The sequence below is a fragment of the Kitasatospora sp. NPDC085879 genome (assembly GCF_040686255.1).
Taxonomy (GTDB): Bacteria; Actinomycetota; Actinomycetes; order Streptomycetales; family Streptomycetaceae; genus Kitasatospora.
The window spans coordinates 1-17,142 of the sequence record NZ_JBFBJZ010000101.1 but is presented as its reverse complement, the minus strand read 5'-3'; the positions used below and the strand labels follow the sequence as shown (position 1 = coordinate 17,142).

Below are 17,142 nucleotides of genomic sequence, written 5' to 3'. Positions count from 1 at the left end.
ATCTTCAGCAGCACGCCGGCCAGCAGCACCGAGCCGACGGTGGGCGCGGCGGTGTGCGCGTCCGGCAGCCAGCTGTGCAGCGGCCAGGCGGGGGCACTCCAGGGTCTTGAAGACCAGTTCCTCGGCGTTCGGCAGCTGCCGCACGGTGATCTTGTGGACGGCGTCCTCGCCGGGCGCGAGTGCCGGGCCGCCGACCGTGTAGCCGTCGGCGGTGGCGGTGAAGGCCCATCCCTGCGGCGCCTGGGCCAGGGTGACGTCCGCCGGGGTGATCCCCTCGGGCAGCACGACCTGGACCTTGGCGATGCCCGCGCTCTGCGACTCCGCCTCGCCGGTGAAGGTGACCACCGCATTGGTGGCCAGCGCCTGCGCCGGCTGCGCCTGGACCTCGACATGGGCGAAGGCGGGCCCGGCGAGGAGGAGTGTCCCGGCCAGGGCGACCGCGACCGCGGCGGCGCGGCCGAGCGGGCGAGTGGCGTTCATCGGTCCGTGCTCCGCTCTCGGACGGCCTCCGGCCCGAACGGGCCGCAGCGGTCGGTGTCGTGGGGTGGTCGGTGTCGCGGGGTGATCGCGTCCCATCATGCCCGATCCGCCTCCCGCGGCCGATACGCGGCCGTTGGAGAAATGTCACGGGAACCGGGGCGGCCTCGGCAACGACCACCTGCGGTGAACCCGCGTTCCGGGCCGGACCGCGCCCTTCCGCCGGACCTTGATCGGACGTGCCGATGGGCGTCTGTCGGTGCTTCCGGCCCGCGGGGCCGGGTGCGACGATGGGCCGGCCGGACAGACGGGGGGCGCGATGCGGACGGGACGGGCCATGCTGTTCGCGGCCGTCTGCGTGCTGCTCGCGGCCCTCGGGCACGTGCTGATGTCCGGCACCCCGGTGCCGTGGTGGGCGCTCGGCGCGGCCTTCGCCGCGACCGCGGGCGGCGCCTGGTGGATCGCCGACCGGGAACGCGGTCCGGTACTGGTGACCGCCCTGACCGTCGGCGTCCAGACGGCCCTGCACCTGCTGTACTCGCTCGGCCAGGCCTCCGCCGGCGCCGCCCGGTCCGCCGGCCCCGGTGCCGACCCGGCCGCCCACATGGCCGGCATGCACGCGGGCACGACGGGCATGGCGATGGGCTCCCCCGCACACGCCCACCACGTGGTCACCGCCGCCGTCATGCCCGCCCACCAGGGCGGCGGGACGGTCGGCATGCTGCTGGCACACCTGGTGGCCGCCCTGCTGATGGGCCTGTGGATCGCGGCCGGAGAGCGCGCCGTGTTCCGACTGCTCCGGACGGCCGCCGTCCGGCTGATCGCGCCGCTGCTCCTGCTGCTGCGGGTGGTGCGCCCGCCCTACCGGCCCGCCGTGCACACCCGCCGCTCCGACGCCCCGCAGCTGCTGCGGCGTCTGCTGCTCGTCCACGCCCTCACTTCTCGGGGCCCGCCCGCGGGGCTGCCGCCGGCTGAATCGGCGGCTCCCGCCCGGTCGTGTTCCGCCACGCCGCTCCCCCGCCGGGGCGCGGTGGCGCCGGCGCGCGCCCGGGCACGTTCCCCGCGGCACGCCGCCGCTCTCCAGCCCTCCCGAGAAGGACTTCTGACGATGACTCCTGCCCCGACCCGCCCGGGCCCCGCCCGATGCCGGACACCGCGCGACGACGCGGCGGTCACCGCCTGGGCGTTGGCCGCCCGCGACGGCGATCCGGCCGCGGTGGAGCGGTTCGTCCGCGGCACCCAGCAGGACGTGTGGCGGTACGTGGCCTACCTGAGCGGCGAGCCGCAGGCCGCCGACGACCTGACGCAGGACACCTTCGTGCGGGCGCTGCGCAGCCTGCCGCGGTTCGAGGGCCGTTCGTCGGCGCGCACCTGGCTGCTGTCGATCGCGCGTCGCACGGTGGCGGACCGGTTCCGCTTCGCGGCGGCCCGCCCCCGGCTGCTGGACACCGAGGACTGGCAGTCGGCCGCCGAGGGCGCGCAGGAGTGCGAGGTGCCCGGCTTCGAGGAGGGCGTGGCCCTGGCGGACCTGCTGGCCACGCTGCCGGCCGACCGCCGGGACGCGTTCGTGCTGACCACCGTGGTCGGCCTGCCGTACGAGGAGGCAGCCGAGGTGACGGGTTGTCCGATCGGCACCGTGCGCTCCCGTGTCTCGCGGGCCCGCACCGCCCTGGTCGCCCTGCTTGCGGACGCCGAACGCCGGGGTGCGGTGCCTGTCGGGCGGCCCGCCCCTCACCGGGCACCCGCCCCGGTCGGCTGCGCGGCCTGATCGGTTCCCCACTCCACCCGAAGGTGGCACAGGGCGGCGTGTCCCTGTGCCGTCCCACCCGGGTCTGCGCTGTCCTGGTCGGCGTCCGGCGCCTGCCGGGCTGCCGACCGCTCGTTCCGTTTCCCCAGGAGGATCTGAATGTCCGTCACCATTGACTACGCCGTCGAGGGCATGAGCTGCGGCCACTGCGAGAAGACGGTGAGCGCCGAGCTCGCGGCCGTCCCCGGGGTCGCCGGCGTCGCCGCCGATGCCGGGGCCGGCCGGGTCGCCGTCACCGTCGCGGCCGATCACGCACTCGACGAGGACCTCGTCCGCACGGCGGTCGACGAGGCCGGCTTCACGCTCGTCGGCCGGATCTGACGCAGGCGCGGGAACTCACGGCCGCCCGGCTCCGACTCCTGAGGTGTGGAAGCAACGGAGCCGGGCACCCGGCCGCAACTCGTCCTCGCGGGGTTCGCCCTGCTGCTCGTCCTCGTGTTCGGCGGGGCGTTCGTCCTCGGGAGGGCCGTCGGGCCGGTGGCGCCGGGGCTGCGGCCGCCGGCGGGCCCCGGTCACCCCGGAAGTCCGTCCGACGGCTCCTCGGGCGGCTCCTCCGACGGCGACATGCCGGGGATGTCGGGCCATGTGAGGGGGGCGGGGCGATGAGCACGGCGACGGAACGCGCGGTCACCGACCTGACCGTCGGCGGCATGACCTGTGCCGCCTGCGTCGGGCGGGTCGAGAAGCGGCTGGCCCGGATCGACGGCGTCACGGCGACGGTGAACCTCGCCACCGGCCGCGCCCGAGTCGTGCACCCGGTCGCCGTCGCACCGGCCGACCTGGTGTCCGCGGTCGAGCGCGCCGGCTACACCGCCGCACCGGTCCCCGACGAACCGGTGGACGCCGAGCCGGCCGAGGACGGCGACGGCCTGCTCCGCCCGGCCGTCCTCGCCGCCCTCGCGCTGCCGGTGCTGGTCGTGTCGATGGTGCCCGCGCTGCAGTTCCGGGCCTGGCAGTGGGTGTGCTTCCTGCTGGCCGTCCCGGTGGTGACCTGGGGCGCGTCCGGGTTCCACCGGCGGGCCTGGCTGAACCTGCGGCATGCGGCCGCCACCATGGACACCCTGGTGAGCCTGGGCGTCCTGGCCTCCTTCGGCTGGTCGGCGTACGCGCTGTTCTTCGGCGGCGCCGGCGCGATGGACATGCGGATGCCGTTCTCGCTCACCGCGGACGGCGGCGGGGCGGCCCACGTGTACCTGGAGGCGGCGGTCGGTGTGCCGCTGTTCGTGCTGTGCGGCCGCTTCCTGGAGGGCCGGGCCCGGCGCCGCGGCGGGTCGGCGCTGCGGGCGCTCGCCGAACTGGGCGCCAAGGAGGTCTGCGTACGGGAGGCCGGTGTCGAACGCCGCATCCCGGTCCGGCAGTTGCTGCCCGGCCAGGAGTTCGTGGTGCGGCCGGGCGAGAAGGTCGCCACGGACGGCGTCGTCGTCGAGGGCGGCTCGGCCCTGGACGCGAGCCTGCTGACGGGTGAGAGCGTCCCGGTGGAGGTCGGTCCGGGCGACCGGGTCGCCGGGGCCACGGTCAACGTCGGCGGGGCGCTCGTGGTGCGGGCCACCGCGGTCGGTGCGGACACCCAACTGGCCAGGATCACCGCGCTGGTGGTCGAGGCGCAGGCCGGAAAGACCCGGGCGCAGCGGGTCGCCGACGCGGTGGCCGGCGGGTTCGTGCCGTGCGTGCTGGCGGTGGCGGCCTGTGTGCTGGGCTTCTGGCTGGGCGCGGGCGGTGATCCGCAGGCGGCGGTCACGGCGGCGGTGGCGGTGCTGGTGGTGGCGTGTCCGTGCGCGCTCGGTCTGGCGACGCCGACGGCGCTGCTGGCGGCGACGGGCCGGGGCGCCGAGCTGGGGGTGCTGGTGCGGGGACCGCAGGTGCTGGAGAGCCTGCGCCGGGTGGACACCGTGCTGCTCGACAAGACCGGCACGCTGACCACCGGCCGGATGGCGTTGGCGGAGACCACCGTCGCGCCTGGTGTCGACGAGGCCGACGTCCTGCGGCTGGCCGGGGCGGTGGAGGACGGGTCGGAGCATCCGGTGGGCCGGGCGGTCGCGGCGGCGGCCCGGCGGCGCGGCGGGTCCGCGCTGCCTGCCGTCGACGGCTTCACGGCGACGGCGGGCCTCGGGGTCCGGGGGACGGTGGAGGGCCGGCAGGTGCGGGTGGTCCGCCCCGACCGGGTGCCGGAGCTGCCCGCCGTGCTGCGGGAGGCGCTGGCCCGGGCGGACGCGGACGGGCGGACGGCCGTGGTGGTGGAGCTCGACGGCCGGGCGGCGGCCGTGCTGGCGGTCGGTGACACGGTGCGGCCGGGCAGTTGGCGGACGGTGCGGCTGCTGCGTGCCCTGGGGTTGGAGCCCGTGCTGCTGACCGGTGACCGGCCGGCCGCGGCCCGGGCGGTGGCGGCGCAGTTGGGCATCACCGCGGTGCATGCCGGGGCCTCGCCGGAGCGCAAGGCCGAGGTCGTCGCGGAGCTGCAGGCGGCGGGTCGGTGCGTGGCGATGGTCGGGGACGGTGTGAACGACGCGGTGGCGCTGGCCTCGGCGGACCTCGGCGTCGCCCTCGCGGGCGGCACGGACGCGGCGATCGGCGCGGCCGGGCTGACCCTGGTCCGCGGCGACATCGAGTCCCTGGTGGTGGCGGTGTGGCTCGCCCGGCGCACCATGGCGGCGATCCGCACCAATCTGGTCTGGGCGTTCGGCTACAACGCGGTGCTGCTGCCGATGGCCGCCCTGGGCCTGCTCAATCCGATGCTCGCCGCCGTGGCGATGTCGGCGAGTTCACTGCTGGTGGTCGCCAACAGTCTGCGGCTGCGCACCTGGCGGCCGTCCGCGCGGAGCGTGCGGTGAGCCGGGCGGCGGTGCTCCCGCCGACGGCCGCCGCGGCGGCGGCGCTGGCGCTGCTCTGCGGCTGGACGTCTGCCGGCGGCGCCGGTCGGGCCGCACCGGTGGAGGCGGGCGAGGGCCGCATCCTGGTGTCGGCCACGGGTGTGGCGACCGCGGCCTTCTTCGTGCTGCGCAACCCGGGCGACGTGCCCGACGAGCTGACCGGGGCGAGCTGGGGACCGGCCGGCCGGGTGGTGCTGAAGCGGCATGTGCACCGTGGTGCGACGGGCAGTTGGGAGCCGGTGGCGGAGCTGGCCGTGCCGGCCCGGGCAGAGCTCCGGATGTCCCCCGAGGGGGCGGACCTGCTGGTCGTCCGGCCGCCGGCGCTGCGCGTCGGGCAGCGGGTGGAGTTCACGCTGCACTTCCGGCGCGGCCCGGACGTCCGGGTGCGTGCCGTGGCGGTGACGCCGGGAGGCCCGGGACGGCGGTAGCGGCAGTGCGCCTTCCCGGCACGGCGCTCCGGATTTCGCGGAGGAATTCGCCGGGAACTCGGCGGGCCGGCGGTCCGACCACCTCGTCGTGGAGCACAGGACGGGTCACGGCGCGGTCGTGGCGCCTCGAAGAACCCCGGAAGCGGCCGGACTTGAGGTCCGCCTGCGCGACGAGCCTGGGCCCGAGGGCGCCGAGGAGGAACAGCTGCAGCATCGAGAACGCCATCGTGCAGGTCAGCAGGACCGTCACCGCCGTGCCCGCGCGGGGTGTCCCGCTCCGTCCGCCGCCATCCGCACGACCCGTCCTCTCCCGACCCCGAGCCGTCCCGGCTGTTCGTCAGGGAGTCGGACGGGCACCGCGCCGAGTTCCCGCCGATCGGCCACCCCGGCCGGCCCGGTGGCGCCTCGTCAGGCCACCAGCGTCAGGCCACCCGCAGGGTGAGGGCCGCGGTGTGCAACTGCCCGGCGGTCTGGAACTGCAGGAAGACGCGCCAGTTCCCGGGCTTGGCGAGCATGGCGTAGAAGGTCAGGGTGGGGCCGCCGCCCCCCGCCCTCACCGGGGTGATCGGGTGGAGGTGGGCCAGCGCCAGGTCGCCCTCGTGGAAGGCGCTGAGGTGGGCGTAGCTGCCGAGGTACGGCTGGAGGTCGGTGACCGGCCGCCCGTCCGGGCCGGTGACGGTGACGGTGAGCGGGAAGGCCTCCTTCGCCGTCGGGTCCGCCTGCACGGTGACGGTGTGGCCGTCGACCTCGGTGCTCGGCGCCGCGGCGGGCAGCGGCACCGCGGTGGCCGGGCCGGGTACGGTGACGGTGCGGCCGAGGACGTACTCGGTGCCCCGGTGCGGCCCGCCGGCCGGCGTGAACTCGGTGTACAGCCGCCAGGTGCCCGGCTCGAGGGCGGCGAGGTCGGCCGTCCAGGTGCCGTCGGCGGCCATCGCCGGGTGCAGGTGCCGGTACCCGGTGAGGTCCGAGCGGATCGCGTAGAAGTGGAGCCGCTTCGTCTGGGATTCCGCGAACTCGGTGACCGGCCGACCGTCCGGGCCTGTCACGGTGAACGCGTATCCGGCCGGCCCGCCCGCCGGGAGGGTCGTCATGCGGGAGTCCAGTCGGTAGCCGTCGCGTTCGGCGGCGAGGCCGTCGGTGCCCGCGGTGCCGGCCATGCCGTGCCTGCCGGACCTCCCCGGCGACGCCGCCGCACCGTGGTCCATGCCCGGCATGGCGGCGTGCTCGGCCTGCGCGGACTGGCCCTGCGCGGAGGACCCCTGCCCCGCCGGGCTCTCGGCGGACGACCCCTGCGCGGACACCCCCAGCAGGGCGACGGAACCGATCGCCAGGGCGAGGGAGCAGGCGAGGAGCGGGCGGTGGCCCTTCCAGTCTCGTGTCACGGTGAGCCTTTCGAGCGTTCGGGGCGCCCGGTCTTCGGGCCGCCCCACCCAGGAGATCCGCGGGGGCGGCGCCGATAACGGAAAAGTCGACCGGTCTTCCCCGCCCGGGCCGAGACCGTCGGGCCGCGGCGGCCGCTCCCGTTCGGGGACGGCCGCCGCGGCCCGGCTGGCGGCAGCACTGCTCGACGGCCGCCGGCGCGGTCAGCCCTGGGTGGCGGCGGCGTAGCGCGCGGTGACGTCCTGCCAGTTGACGACGTCCCACAGGCGCTCGACGTAGTCCGGGCGGACGTTCCTGTACTGCAGGTAGTAGGCGTGCTCCCAGGCGTCGAAGGCGAGCAGCGGGGTGGCGCCCTGGCCGACGTTGCCGTGGTGGTCGTAGACCTGCTCGACGATCAGGCGCCTGCCGAGCGGCTCCCAGGAGAGGATGCCCCAGCCGCTGCCCTGGACGCCGACGGTGGCGGTGGTCAGCTGCTTCCTGAACGCCTCGAAGGAGCCGAAGTGCTCGGTGATGGCGTCGGCCAGCACCCCGTCCGGGCGGTCGCCGCCCTCCGGGGAGAGGTTCTGCCAGAAGAGCGAGTGCAGGACGTGGCCGGAGAGGTTGAAGGCCAGTGTCTTCTGCAGGCCGACCAGGCCGCCGAGCTGCTCCTTGTCGCGGGCCTCGGCGAGCTGCTCCAGCGTCAGGTTCGCACCGTTGACGTAGGCCTGGTGGTGCTTGGAGTGGTGCAGCTCCAGGATCTCGGCGGACATGGCGCGCTCGAGCGCGGAGTAGTCGTACGGCAGGTCGGGAAGCGAGTAGGTGCCCATGGCGGGACACGGCCCCTTTCGACGATGGTGGTGATCGTTCCGGGGCAACACTATTGCGCATTACTTGCAACAGAGAAAGTCATGCTTCCGCATGTTCAGCGCGGGGGGTGGCACAGTCGGCTGCGCGGGGCGCCTGCCCTTCCCCTGACGACCGGACCGACGTTCACCGGTTCGGGGCGGCCCGCCCGCACCCGCACCCACACACGCCGGGGTGGCCGAACAGACACGCGGCGGGCGGTCGTCGGACGCGGGAGCCGCCGGACCGTCAGCCGTGACCGAACCTGAGCACCACGATGCCGGCCAGCACCGCGGCACCGGCGGCCAGCCGGGACCGGCCGAGGGGTTCCCGCAGGACGAACGCGCCGATCAGGGCGGCGATCAAGATGCTGGTCTCCCGCAGCGCGGCGATCGCGGCCAGGTCACCGACCGTCTGGGCCCACACGACCAGCCCGTACGCGGCCAGCGACATCACCCCACCGGCCAGGCCCGGCCACGGCCGTCGGCGCATCGCGGCGAGCAGCGGCCGCCCGCGGACGGCGAACGCGACCAGCAGCATCGCCGCGCCCTGGGCGAGGAACATCCAGGCCAGGTAGCCCGCGGTGCCGTCCGCCCGGCGGACGCCGGTGCCGTCCACCACCGTGTATCCGGCGATCAGCAGGCCGGTGCCCAGCGCGGCGGCGATCGCGGGCAGTTGGGCGCGCCCGGGCGGGCCGCCGGCGAACGCCAGCCCGGCCAGACCGAGCGAGATCACCAGCACACCGGCCGCCTGCCCGGCGGGCAGCGGCCGGCCGAGCACCGCGACCGACAGCAGCGCGACGACCAGCGGCGAGGTGCCACGGGCGATCGGATACATCTGCCCGAAATCGCCCAGCCGGTAGGCCTGGAGCAGCAGCAACTGGTAGCCGACCTGGAGTGCGGTCGATGCGGCGATGAACGGCCAGGCCGCCGGATCCGGCAGCGGAACGAGACAGGCGAGCAGTGCGCCACAGCCGAGTGTGGCGGTGTTCATCAGCGCGAACCCGGCCAGTTTGTCGGCGGTGCGGTGCGCCATGGCGTTCCACAGCGCGTGCAGCAGGGCGGCGGCGAGGACGACGAACGGAACCGCTTCCCGCGTCACAGGACCCCCTTCCAGGCCAAAGATGTATAGCCAACTTTACCCATCCAACCGGCCCGAACGGCACCCCGTCAACCGACCGGCCCGCCCTTGGAGGCGCCCCACCTTGAGACACGGGGGTCACCTAGGGACTTGCCCTGATGCCCGCACCGAGGTCGCTCCCCTACCTTCGTGCCTAGTGCTGGGCCTCCGGCCGGCCGGTCCGGATCGCACCGCACTCGCGCACCACAGGGGGATTTCGATGAAGGCGATTGTCCAGGACGGCTACGGCTCACCTGATGTCTTGAAGCTCAGGGAGGTCGACAGACCGGTTGTCGCGGATCACGAGGTCCTGGTGCGGGTCCATGCGGCCTCGCTCAACGCCCGGGACTGGCACATCATGCGCGGCGATCCGTACCTGGCACGCCTGGCGTTCGGACTGGGCGGGCCGAAGGCGAGGATTCGGGGCACGGACTTCGCAGGTCGGGTGGAAGCGGTGGGCAGGAGCGTGACGCGCTTCCGTCCCGGTGACGAGGTGTTCGGCGAAGCCGACGGGGCATTCGCCGAGTACGTGTGTGCTCCGGACAACGTGGTGGAGCCGAAGCCGGCCGGCCTGTCGTTCGAGCAGGCAGCCGCGATGCCGCTGGCGGGGAACACCGCCCTGATCGGCCTGCGGGACCTGGGACGGGTGGGGCCGGGGCAGCAGGTGCTGATCAATGGCGCGTCAGGCGGTGTCGGCACCTTCGCCGTGCAGATCGCCAAGGCGCTCGGCGCGGAGGTGACCGGCGTCTGCAGCACCAGGAACCTCGAACTGGTCGGGTCCATGGGCGCGGATCACCTCATCGACTACACCCAGGAGGACTTCACCCGGAACGGACGACAGTACGACGTCGTGTTCGACCTGGTGGGGAACCGTTCACTGACCGAGTGCAGACGGGCGCTGACACCCGAGGGAAGGCTCGTCCTCTCAGGTGGAGGCGTGTCGGAGGGCGGCAGTCTCGTCGGGCCGATGGGTCTCATCATCAAGGGCAAGGCGATGTCCCCCTTCGTCCGCCACCGACTGCTCGTTCTCACGGCGAAGCCGGCCAAGGAGAACCTGGCTGCGCTACGGGAGTTCGCCGAATCCGGGAAGCTCACCCCGGTCATCGACCGGACGTACCCCTTGAGCGAGGTACCCGATGCCATCGGGTACCTCGAAGTGGAGCACGCGCGCGCGAAGGTCGTCGTCACCGTGTGACGGACCTCTGGGCCCGCCATCTACGGACGTCCACGGCACCTCCCGCCGACGAACCTGCTGCACCGCGCCGGCGGGGAACCCGTTCGGACGCGGACGACGTCATTGAGGCCGATGACGGACGGACAGCACGGACAGCGAGGACAGCGCATGAAGCGGTTCACGAGAAGCGTGGCAGGGCAGTTCACCATCTCTGCGGTCGCCTGCCTGGTGCTCTTCACCGTCCTGTGGACGCTCGCAGCATGGGTGGTCGGTGAGCTCGTCGACGACCTGCCTCCCCTCCAGAAGTAGCAGCCTCCGGCGCACTCGCCCGGCCATGCCTCCACCGCCTGCCCGGCCTGGCGCGGGAGCGGTCAGGGCCGGCTGCGGCGCCATGGCTTGTCGTATGTACCGCCGCAGGTCCGGCATCTCCTTGCACCGCCATCCGCGGGGGTAACGGTGCAAGGAACCGGGTCGGACCGCGGCGGCTACACGTCGCATCTCTGCAGTAGCAGGCCCCCTGCCAGCAGGGCGAACGCGGCCCACGCGGCGAGCGTGCCCGGGCCGGCCCATGGGCCGATGGGCAACCCGGGCAGATTGACGGTGGCTTGGATCGCGAGGCCGGCGGTCATCGGCGCGATCTGCTGAAGGTGGCGCTGCCACTCCGGATCACGGACCACCCGGGTGATGACCGGGAAGAGGCAGAGCAGCCGAGGTTCTGCTGGCCGGACGGCAGCAGCACCAGCGTGGAGGTGGGCCGGCCGGGGAAGCGGGCGCGGCCCCGTTCCTGCTGGGCATTCCCGCTGACCGGTGGAGACGTACCGGCGGCCGGAACTCGGCGGGAAGTCCGGCCCGCCCTCACCCGCCGGGAGTCTCGTCCCACACGATCCGCTGCACGGACCCCGCCGCGATCCACATCTCCGCCCCGCCTCCCGTCCGGACCCGCACCCACCGGCCCGTCACCCGCACCCGCCCGCTCACGTGCGCCGCCGCCGTCTCGACACCCGCAACCGACCCCGGCCGGCAGTGCACCACCGCCGGCGCCCATTTCGTCTTCTTCTTCGCACCCATACCCACCAGCCTCCGGCCCGGCACGGACCGCCACCACCGCAGGGCCGCGCGCGCCGCGTCGCGCCGTGTGACGACCCCGACAGGCACGACCCCACGGGCACCGACTACCGGGAGGCCTACGCCGCGTCCCATGGAACGCACTACGGCGGCCCCGTCTGACCGCCGTTTCTCCCTCCGCAGCCGTCCGGGCCACGACCTACGGACGTGCCGCGGCGTCGCCGTGCTGTCCATCCGGCGCCAGGCGGGGAAGACCAGCGGGCAGAGCGTGATCAGCAGGTACGCCCCGCCGAGGAGCACGAGGGCTGTCGCCAGCCCGGCCCGGTCCACCAGGCAGCCGCAGGCGAGGCCGCCGAGCGGGTCGCCGAGCGGGGTCGCCAGCAGCACTCCGGCCGCCAGAACGCCCGTCACCCGGCTGCGCAGGGTGACCGGCACCAGCTCGTACAGCACGGTCGAGACGATCGGGTTGAGGATCCCGGCGGCGACACCGGCAACGGCCAGCGTGATCCCCAGGGGCAGTAGGCCGGGCGCGAACGCCGCGACCAGCATGCGCGGACCACCGCTGACGAGAAGACAGCAGGCGTACAGCGACCGGCGGGAAGCCGGGCCCCGACGCCGCCTGCAGCAGCGAGCCGCCGAGCGCGTCGGCCGCGAACAGGCCGGCGAGCAGGCCGAGGTCGACCGACCCACCGAGGTCACGCTCGGCGCGGACGGGCAGCAGGACCGCCGTCCATCCCTGGCCAGACCGTTGGTGACCACGAGCACCAGAGAAGGCCGTGGAACGGTGACGCCGAGTGTCGTCGGCCGCTGCGCTGCCGAGGATCACCGCGCGTGAACGGGTTGACGTGCCCCAACACGCGGGCGCAGATCGGAACCACCCACCACCGGACATCGACCACCGGACCCCCGTGGGTGCACCTCTCGCGGGGTCCGGGTGCGCCACGGTCCGTCGCCCGGGCGCCGCCGGGGGCATCAGACGGCCGGGGCCCGGCACGCGGCAGTGCCGCAACGGGCCAGGTACCCGAAGGTGGAGGAAATCGGCAGGTATGCGACCATACGCGCCATGTCCAGCACGTTTCCACCGGACCGGGGCCCCGGCTCCCCGGCCGACCCCCGGCGCCGGCTCCTGCTCGAACTCGGCGCGGGCATGTTGGGCGGCGGCCTGCCCGTGCACGATGTGGAGGAGGAACTGCGTGGGCTCGGGCGGACGCTCGATGCGCCCGATGTGCGGGTCGCCGCCCTGACCACCGGCCTGTTCGTGGCGCTCCACGCGGACGACCCGGCCGTGTTCGAGCCCGTCGGCCCCGCACTGCGGTTCGAGCAGACCGCCGACGTCCTCGACGTGGTGCACCGGCTGCGCGCGGGCGGCCTCGACGGGCACCGGGCACTCCGCGAGCTGGAGGCGATCCGCCGGGCGCCGGCCCGCTGGCCGGCCTGGGTCGCGGACCTCGGGATGCTGCCGGTCGGGGTCGGGCTCTGCCTCTACCTGCAGCCGGTGGCGGCGAACGTCCTCGCCGCCGCCATCGGCTCGCTCGTCGTGGTGGGCCTCACCATGACGGCCCGCCGACTGCCACTGCTGCGGCCGCTGCTGCCGGTCACCGCCGGCTTCCTCGTCGCCGTCCTCGTGCTCGGGGCCGCCCGGGCCTCGCTGCTGGACGGGCCGCTGCGCACGATCGTCGCCACCCTGGCGATCCTGCTGCCCGGCGGCCTCCTGGTCACCGGGCTGTCGGAGATCGCCGCGGGCGCGGCCAGCGCCGGGACGGCCAGGCTGGTGTCCGGCTCCGTGCAGTTGTCCCTCTTCCTCGCCGGCGTGGTGGCCGCCGCCACCGCCACCGGCGTGCCCACTTCCGCGCTGGCCAACACCCAGGTCGCCACGCCCAGTTGGTGGGTCGTCTGCCTGGGGCTGGCACTCGCCGTGGCCGGCGTCGTGATCAACGTCAACACCCCGCCGCCCGCGATCCCGTGGATCGTCGCGGTGATCGCGGTGACCGCCGCCGTCCAGATCACGGTCACCACCGCCAACGGCGCGGCGATCGGCGGCCTGGCCGGCGCGGTCACCGCCGCCACCGCGGCCACCGTCGCGCACTGGCTGCGGCGCGGCTCGTCCTGGCAGGTGCTCTACCTCCCCGCGTTCTGGGTCGTGGTGCCCGGCTCCTTCGGCCTGCTCAACACCGCACAGATCGAGGTCGGCAACGGCGCGCAGGCCGTCCTCACCGCTGTGTCCGCGGTGTTCGGCGTCTCCATCGGCACACTGATCGGCTCCGTCATCAGCCGCATCCCGCGACCCGCGCTACCGCGGCCACGGTCCTGACCCGGACGACCGGCGGGCGGGCGCGGCCCCGTCGCCCGGCGGGCCGGTGACGGGCCGGAAGGGCGCGCAGGCCTACCGCTGTGCGGTCACCGAGAGCCTGAGGGCTCCCTGGTCGTGGCCGACGACCGCCTCGAAGTAGCTTCCCGAACCGGCAGCGGCAGCGGCGAGGCAGGTGACCGCCACGTCCAGGTCGATGTGCTGGACGGTGCCGGTCTCCGGTTCCCAGATCCGCAGGCTCCGCCCCTGCCTGCTGCCGGTGATCACGACGCCGGGCCGCTCGGGGAGCGCGAGTGCGGTGATGGCCGTCAGGGGGCTGCCGCCGGTGTCCGGGGGCAGCCCGTCGCGACCCCTCAGGGGCCGGCCGGACCCAGCCCTCCTGGTCGGCCGGCGTGCACCCGTCCGAGTGTCTTCCGGACGTCCCACGCGCAAGAGCGGTCCGGCGGGGGGATGTCGTCCCGCACGAGAAGACCTCGCGACCACGAAGGAGACCAGCGTGTACGCAGCTGTGCGGAGGTACGAAGGCGTGACCGATCCCGCGGAGGCGGGACGCCGAGTGGCCGAGGAGTTCCTGCCACTCCTTCGCCGGGTTCCGGGGTTCGTCGCCTATTACTGGGTCGATGCCGGGGACGGGGTCATGGTGTCCACCAGCGTCTTCGAGGACGAGGCCGGGGCCGAGCGCTCGATCGCGCAGGCAGCGGACTTCGTGCGGGACAAGCTGGCGTCGCTGCTCCCCAACCCCCCTCAGGTCACGGCGGGTCAGGTGGTGGCTACCGGGTAGCGGCCCCGGGCCGGGGTCCTACGTCCTTCGCAGGAGACGGGACAAGGCCTCTGCCCCACGCCCGGGTGGTCGAAAGGCGCCTACGTTGATCCGCACGGAGATCCCCGAGCACTACAGGAACGCGGTCATCGCCCATGTCATGGTCGACGGGGCCGCCGAAGCGATCACGTTCTACGGAACGGTCTGGACGCGGGCGCGTCCGGCTACGGCTCGCGCCTGACGTCGGTGACCTGCACGTCCTCCCGTTCCGAGACCCCGAACGCCTCGACGGACGCGCCGCCGGCGGTGCCGGTGATCTCCAGGGCCAGGTTGTCGCCCATGAAGCGCAGGTCGAGCCTCACCCTTGGCGCGCCTGCGCGGTCCGAGGTGCGGTGGATCCGCGAGACGGGGTGGTCCAGGCCGGTCAGGGTGGTGCGCATCGCCTCGAAGGTGCTCGCCCCACTGGTCCTGAACGCCTCCCTGATGCGCTTGGCGTGCTCGGCGCCCGCGCACGCGTCGACGGCGGTCAACGGCACCTCCTCGGCTGGGCCCTGCCCAGCCGGGCCGGACGTCGACGGCGGCGGCTCGGGAAAGTCCGAGGGCAGCGGGACCGGCATGTCGCCGTCACCGTTCGGCGCCCCCGGCGGGGTCCGGCCGGGCCCGTGTCTCGGCGTGGCCGGCTCCCCGTTCAGCAGGTCCTCGGGCCGGGGAACCGCGCCGCCGCCCTTGTCACCGGGCGCCTCGGCGGCACACGCCTGCGTGATGCGGGTGATCAGCGCGAGGAAGCGCTGCTGCGGGTCGCCGGACGTCGACAGGGCATCGGCCGGGTTCGTCGCCGACACGGCACTGCCCGCGAGGGTGTCAGCGGTGGCGGTGGCCGCCGGCCGGGGAGCGCAGGCGGCCAGGACGACGCAGCCGAACGCGGCCGCGAGCAGGGGCTTGGGGAGGGGGATCGATCGCAGTGCCCGCAATCCTGGCGACCGGCGATCTTCGTGACCATGAGTACGCGTACTCACCCCACCCCTGACCGACACTCAGCGCACGTGGTGATCACCGAGCAGCCGGCCGGGGCCGGCGGGCCGGATCGTGGGCTACGCCCGGCCCGCCGGCGGGGTCAGGCCGGGTCGCCCACCCGGCCCAGGGCCTCGATCTGTGTCTCCGGCACATACGCGGGTGGGACCTCGCGCCCGCGGCCCAGGTGGTTGAAGAGCAGGTTCAGGGTGACGGCCAGCAGGCAGCCCGCCGAGATGCCCGAGTGCAGCACGGTGGCGACCTGCTCGGGGAATGCCTGGTAGAAGGCCGGGTAGGCGATCGGGAAGACGCCGAAGGCGAGGCTGACCGCGACGATGATCGCGTTCGAGCCGACGCTCAGATCCGCCTTGCCGAGGGTGCGGATGCCCGCGACCGCCACCGAGCCGAACAGCACGACACCCGCTCCTCCGAGCACCGGCTGCGGCACCAGCGAGACCAGCCCGCCGACGACCGGCAGCAGGCCCATCACCACGAGCAGGATTCCGGCCAGGGCCACCACGAAGCGGCTGCGGATCCTGGTCAGTGCCACCAGCCCGATGTTCTGGGCGAAGGCCGAGCAGATGAAGCCGTTGAACACTCCGCCGAAGGCCGTCGCGATGCCGTCCGCCCGCAGGCCGCCGGCGATCGTGCGGTCGTCCGCGGGCCGCTCCACGACCTCACCGAGCGCGATCATGTCGGCGGTGGACTCGGTCATCGAGACCACCATCACCACCAGCATCGAGATGATCGACGCGACCTCGAACCGAGGCGCGCCGAACGCGAACGGGTGCGGCAGCTCGAAGAGCGGCAGACTGCTGAGCGCATGGGCGTCCACCTTCCCGAACGGGATCGCCACCAGGGTGCCCACGAGCAGCCCGAGGAGGATCGAGATCCGCTGCAGGAAGCCGCGCAGGAAGCGGTGGAAGAGCAGCACGGAGACCAGGGTGACCCCGGCGAGGCCCAGGTTGGCGACGGAACCGTAGCCCGGCGCCTGGGAATTGCCGCCCTGTGCCCAGTTCCCGGCGACCGGGAGCAGGGAGACACCGATCAGCGTGATCACCGTGCCGCTGACGACCGGGGGGAAGAACCTGACGAGCCGGCAGAAGACCGGTGCCAGGAAGAAGCAGAAGAGGCCCGCGACCAGGGTGGAGCCGAAGATCAGCGGCAGTGCCGCGCCCTTCTTCGCCTCGATCACGGCGAGGATCGGCGAGACGGTGGCGAAGGAGACGCCGTTCACGAAGGGGAGCCGCGAGCCGATCCGCCAGAACCCCAGGGTCTGCAGCAGGGTGGCGATTCCGGCGATGAACAGACTGGCGGCCAGCAGCGTGGTGAGCTGGGCCGGGGTCAGACCGGCTGCGGCACCGATGATCAGCGGCGGCGCGGCGACCCCGGCGTACATGCTGGCGATGTGCTGGAGAGCGACGGTCGCCATCCGGCCGGGCGGCAGCATCTCGTCGACGGGGTGCGGCGGCGTTGCGGGCTTCAGGGGTGTCTTCAGGGGTGTTACGCGTCGCCCCATGTGCTGTCCCTCCACATCCGAGGTGGTTTCGGGCCCGGGAACGGCGGCCGGAGCGGGACCCGGCGACGTCGGGACGACCCTGGCGGACGGCGGTGCCGTCGCCCACCTGCCGGGACCCGCGGCGAACAGGCCCGACCCATGAGTGGATCCGCGATGCGGAACTGTCGTTCCACGATTCGATTTCCACAGAATGTAGAAAGCGCAGCCCGGATGGTCAAGTCCTCCGGCTCGGCTCTCCCGCTCCGCGGCAGAATCTGTGACTTCCTCCAGCCGGGACCGCAGGCCGGAAGCGAGGGCGGTGGTGGCGGCGGAATGGGCGTGGCGCGGCCGGCGAGGAAGCGGCGCAGGGCACGCAGCAGCAGCGGCGACAGCAGCACGTACCAGAGGTAGGCGCGCAGGTACCAG

General features: G+C 73.9%; 15 protein-coding genes and 1 pseudogene. 8 read left to right on the top strand and 8 right to left on the bottom strand.

The features are described from left to right. Positions 1 to 95, bottom strand: a pseudogene (locus AB0P35_RS38395) (proton-conducting transporter membrane subunit); the annotation flags it as partial. A 1,490-nt stretch (positions 96 to 1,585) separates the two neighbouring features. On the opposite strand from AB0P35_RS38395, the gene AB0P35_RS38390 reads away from it, so the two are divergent. The 4 genes from AB0P35_RS38390 (at position 1,586) to AB0P35_RS38375 (ending at position 5,579) form a co-directional block, all read left to right on the top strand. Next, positions 1,586 to 2,245: a sigma-70 family RNA polymerase sigma factor gene (locus AB0P35_RS38390; RefSeq protein WP_363520479.1), complete on the top strand. Its 660-nt coding sequence runs from the start codon at positions 1,586 to 1,588 to the stop codon at positions 2,243 to 2,245. 138 nt (positions 2,246 to 2,383) lie between these two features. Next, complete coding sequence (locus AB0P35_RS38385) at positions 2,384 to 2,605, top strand: heavy-metal-associated domain-containing protein (protein WP_363520474.1); 222 nt, start codon at positions 2,384 to 2,386, stop codon at positions 2,603 to 2,605. A 281-nt stretch (positions 2,606 to 2,886) separates the two neighbouring features. Next, complete coding sequence (locus AB0P35_RS38380) at positions 2,887 to 5,112, top strand: heavy metal translocating P-type ATPase (RefSeq protein ID WP_363520471.1); 2,226 nt, start codon at positions 2,887 to 2,889, stop codon at positions 5,110 to 5,112. Next, on the top strand, positions 5,109 to 5,579 hold the full coding sequence (locus AB0P35_RS38375) for a copper chaperone PCu(A)C (RefSeq protein WP_363520468.1): 471 nt from the start codon (positions 5,109 to 5,111) through the stop codon (positions 5,577 to 5,579). Before AB0P35_RS38380 ends, AB0P35_RS38375 begins: the two co-directional genes overlap by 4 nt. A 422-nt stretch (positions 5,580 to 6,001) precedes the next feature. Here the strand turns inward: AB0P35_RS38375 and AB0P35_RS38370 are convergent, their stop codons facing one another. The 3 genes from AB0P35_RS38370 to AB0P35_RS38360 form a co-directional block, all read right to left on the bottom strand. Further along, positions 6,002 to 6,961 (bottom strand): hypothetical protein, encoded by a 960-nt coding sequence (locus AB0P35_RS38370; protein ID WP_363520465.1) that lies wholly within the window; start codon positions 6,959 to 6,961, stop codon positions 6,002 to 6,004. A 201-nt stretch (positions 6,962 to 7,162) separates the two neighbouring features. After that, positions 7,163 to 7,765, bottom strand: coding sequence for a superoxide dismutase (locus AB0P35_RS38365; RefSeq protein WP_363520462.1), 603 nt, complete (start codon positions 7,763 to 7,765; stop codon positions 7,163 to 7,165). Between the two features lie 265 nt (positions 7,766 to 8,030). After that, positions 8,031 to 8,816, bottom strand: coding sequence for an EamA family transporter (locus AB0P35_RS38360; protein ID WP_363520477.1), 786 nt, complete (start codon positions 8,814 to 8,816; stop codon positions 8,031 to 8,033). A 304-nt stretch (positions 8,817 to 9,120) separates the two neighbouring features. Between AB0P35_RS38360 and AB0P35_RS38355 the strand changes: the two genes are divergently transcribed. Continuing rightward, positions 9,121 to 10,095, top strand: a complete 975-nt coding sequence (locus tag AB0P35_RS38355; protein WP_363520459.1) for an NAD(P)-dependent alcohol dehydrogenase — start codon at positions 9,121 to 9,123, stop codon at positions 10,093 to 10,095. 147 nt (positions 10,096 to 10,242) lie between these two features. Next, positions 10,243 to 10,383, top strand: a complete 141-nt coding sequence (locus AB0P35_RS38350; RefSeq protein WP_363520456.1) for a hypothetical protein — start codon at positions 10,243 to 10,245, stop codon at positions 10,381 to 10,383. A gap of 546 nt (positions 10,384 to 10,929) precedes the next feature. On the opposite strand, the gene AB0P35_RS38345 is transcribed toward AB0P35_RS38350, so the two are convergent. Beyond that, complete coding sequence (locus AB0P35_RS38345; RefSeq protein WP_363520453.1) at positions 10,930 to 11,829, bottom strand: MFS transporter; 900 nt, start codon at positions 11,827 to 11,829, stop codon at positions 10,930 to 10,932. A gap of 373 nt (positions 11,830 to 12,202) precedes the next feature. On the opposite strand from AB0P35_RS38345, the gene AB0P35_RS38340 reads away from it, so the two are divergent. Continuing rightward, on the top strand, positions 12,203 to 13,450 hold the full coding sequence (locus tag AB0P35_RS38340) for a threonine/serine exporter family protein (protein ID WP_363520450.1): 1,248 nt from the start codon (positions 12,203 to 12,205) through the stop codon (positions 13,448 to 13,450). Positions 13,451 to 13,522: 72 nt separating this feature from the next. Here AB0P35_RS38340 and AB0P35_RS38335 read toward each other — a convergent pair whose 3' ends face one another. Then, complete coding sequence (locus AB0P35_RS38335; protein WP_363520447.1) at positions 13,523 to 13,714, bottom strand: hypothetical protein; 192 nt, start codon at positions 13,712 to 13,714, stop codon at positions 13,523 to 13,525. Positions 13,715 to 13,973: 259 nt separating this feature from the next. Here AB0P35_RS38335 and AB0P35_RS38330 point away from each other — a divergent pair, with 259 nt between their 5' ends. After that, a complete protein-coding gene (locus AB0P35_RS38330; protein ID WP_363520445.1) occupies positions 13,974 to 14,228 on the top strand; it encodes a hypothetical protein in 255 nt (84 codons plus the stop codon). A gap of 203 nt (positions 14,229 to 14,431) precedes the next feature. Here AB0P35_RS38330 and AB0P35_RS38325 read toward each other — a convergent pair whose 3' ends face one another. Together AB0P35_RS38325 and AB0P35_RS38320 are read right to left on the bottom strand one after the other, a co-directional pair. Next, the gene (locus AB0P35_RS38325) at positions 14,432 to 15,178 is read right to left on the bottom strand and encodes a hypothetical protein (RefSeq protein ID WP_363520442.1); all 747 of its coding nucleotides are present in this window, start codon (positions 15,176 to 15,178) and stop codon (positions 14,432 to 14,434) included. 143 nt (positions 15,179 to 15,321) lie between these two features. Further along, on the bottom strand, positions 15,322 to 16,737 hold the full coding sequence (locus AB0P35_RS38320) for a nucleobase:cation symporter-2 family protein (RefSeq protein WP_363520440.1): 1,416 nt from the start codon (positions 16,735 to 16,737) through the stop codon (positions 15,322 to 15,324). Positions 16,738 to 17,142 lie beyond the last annotated feature (405 nt).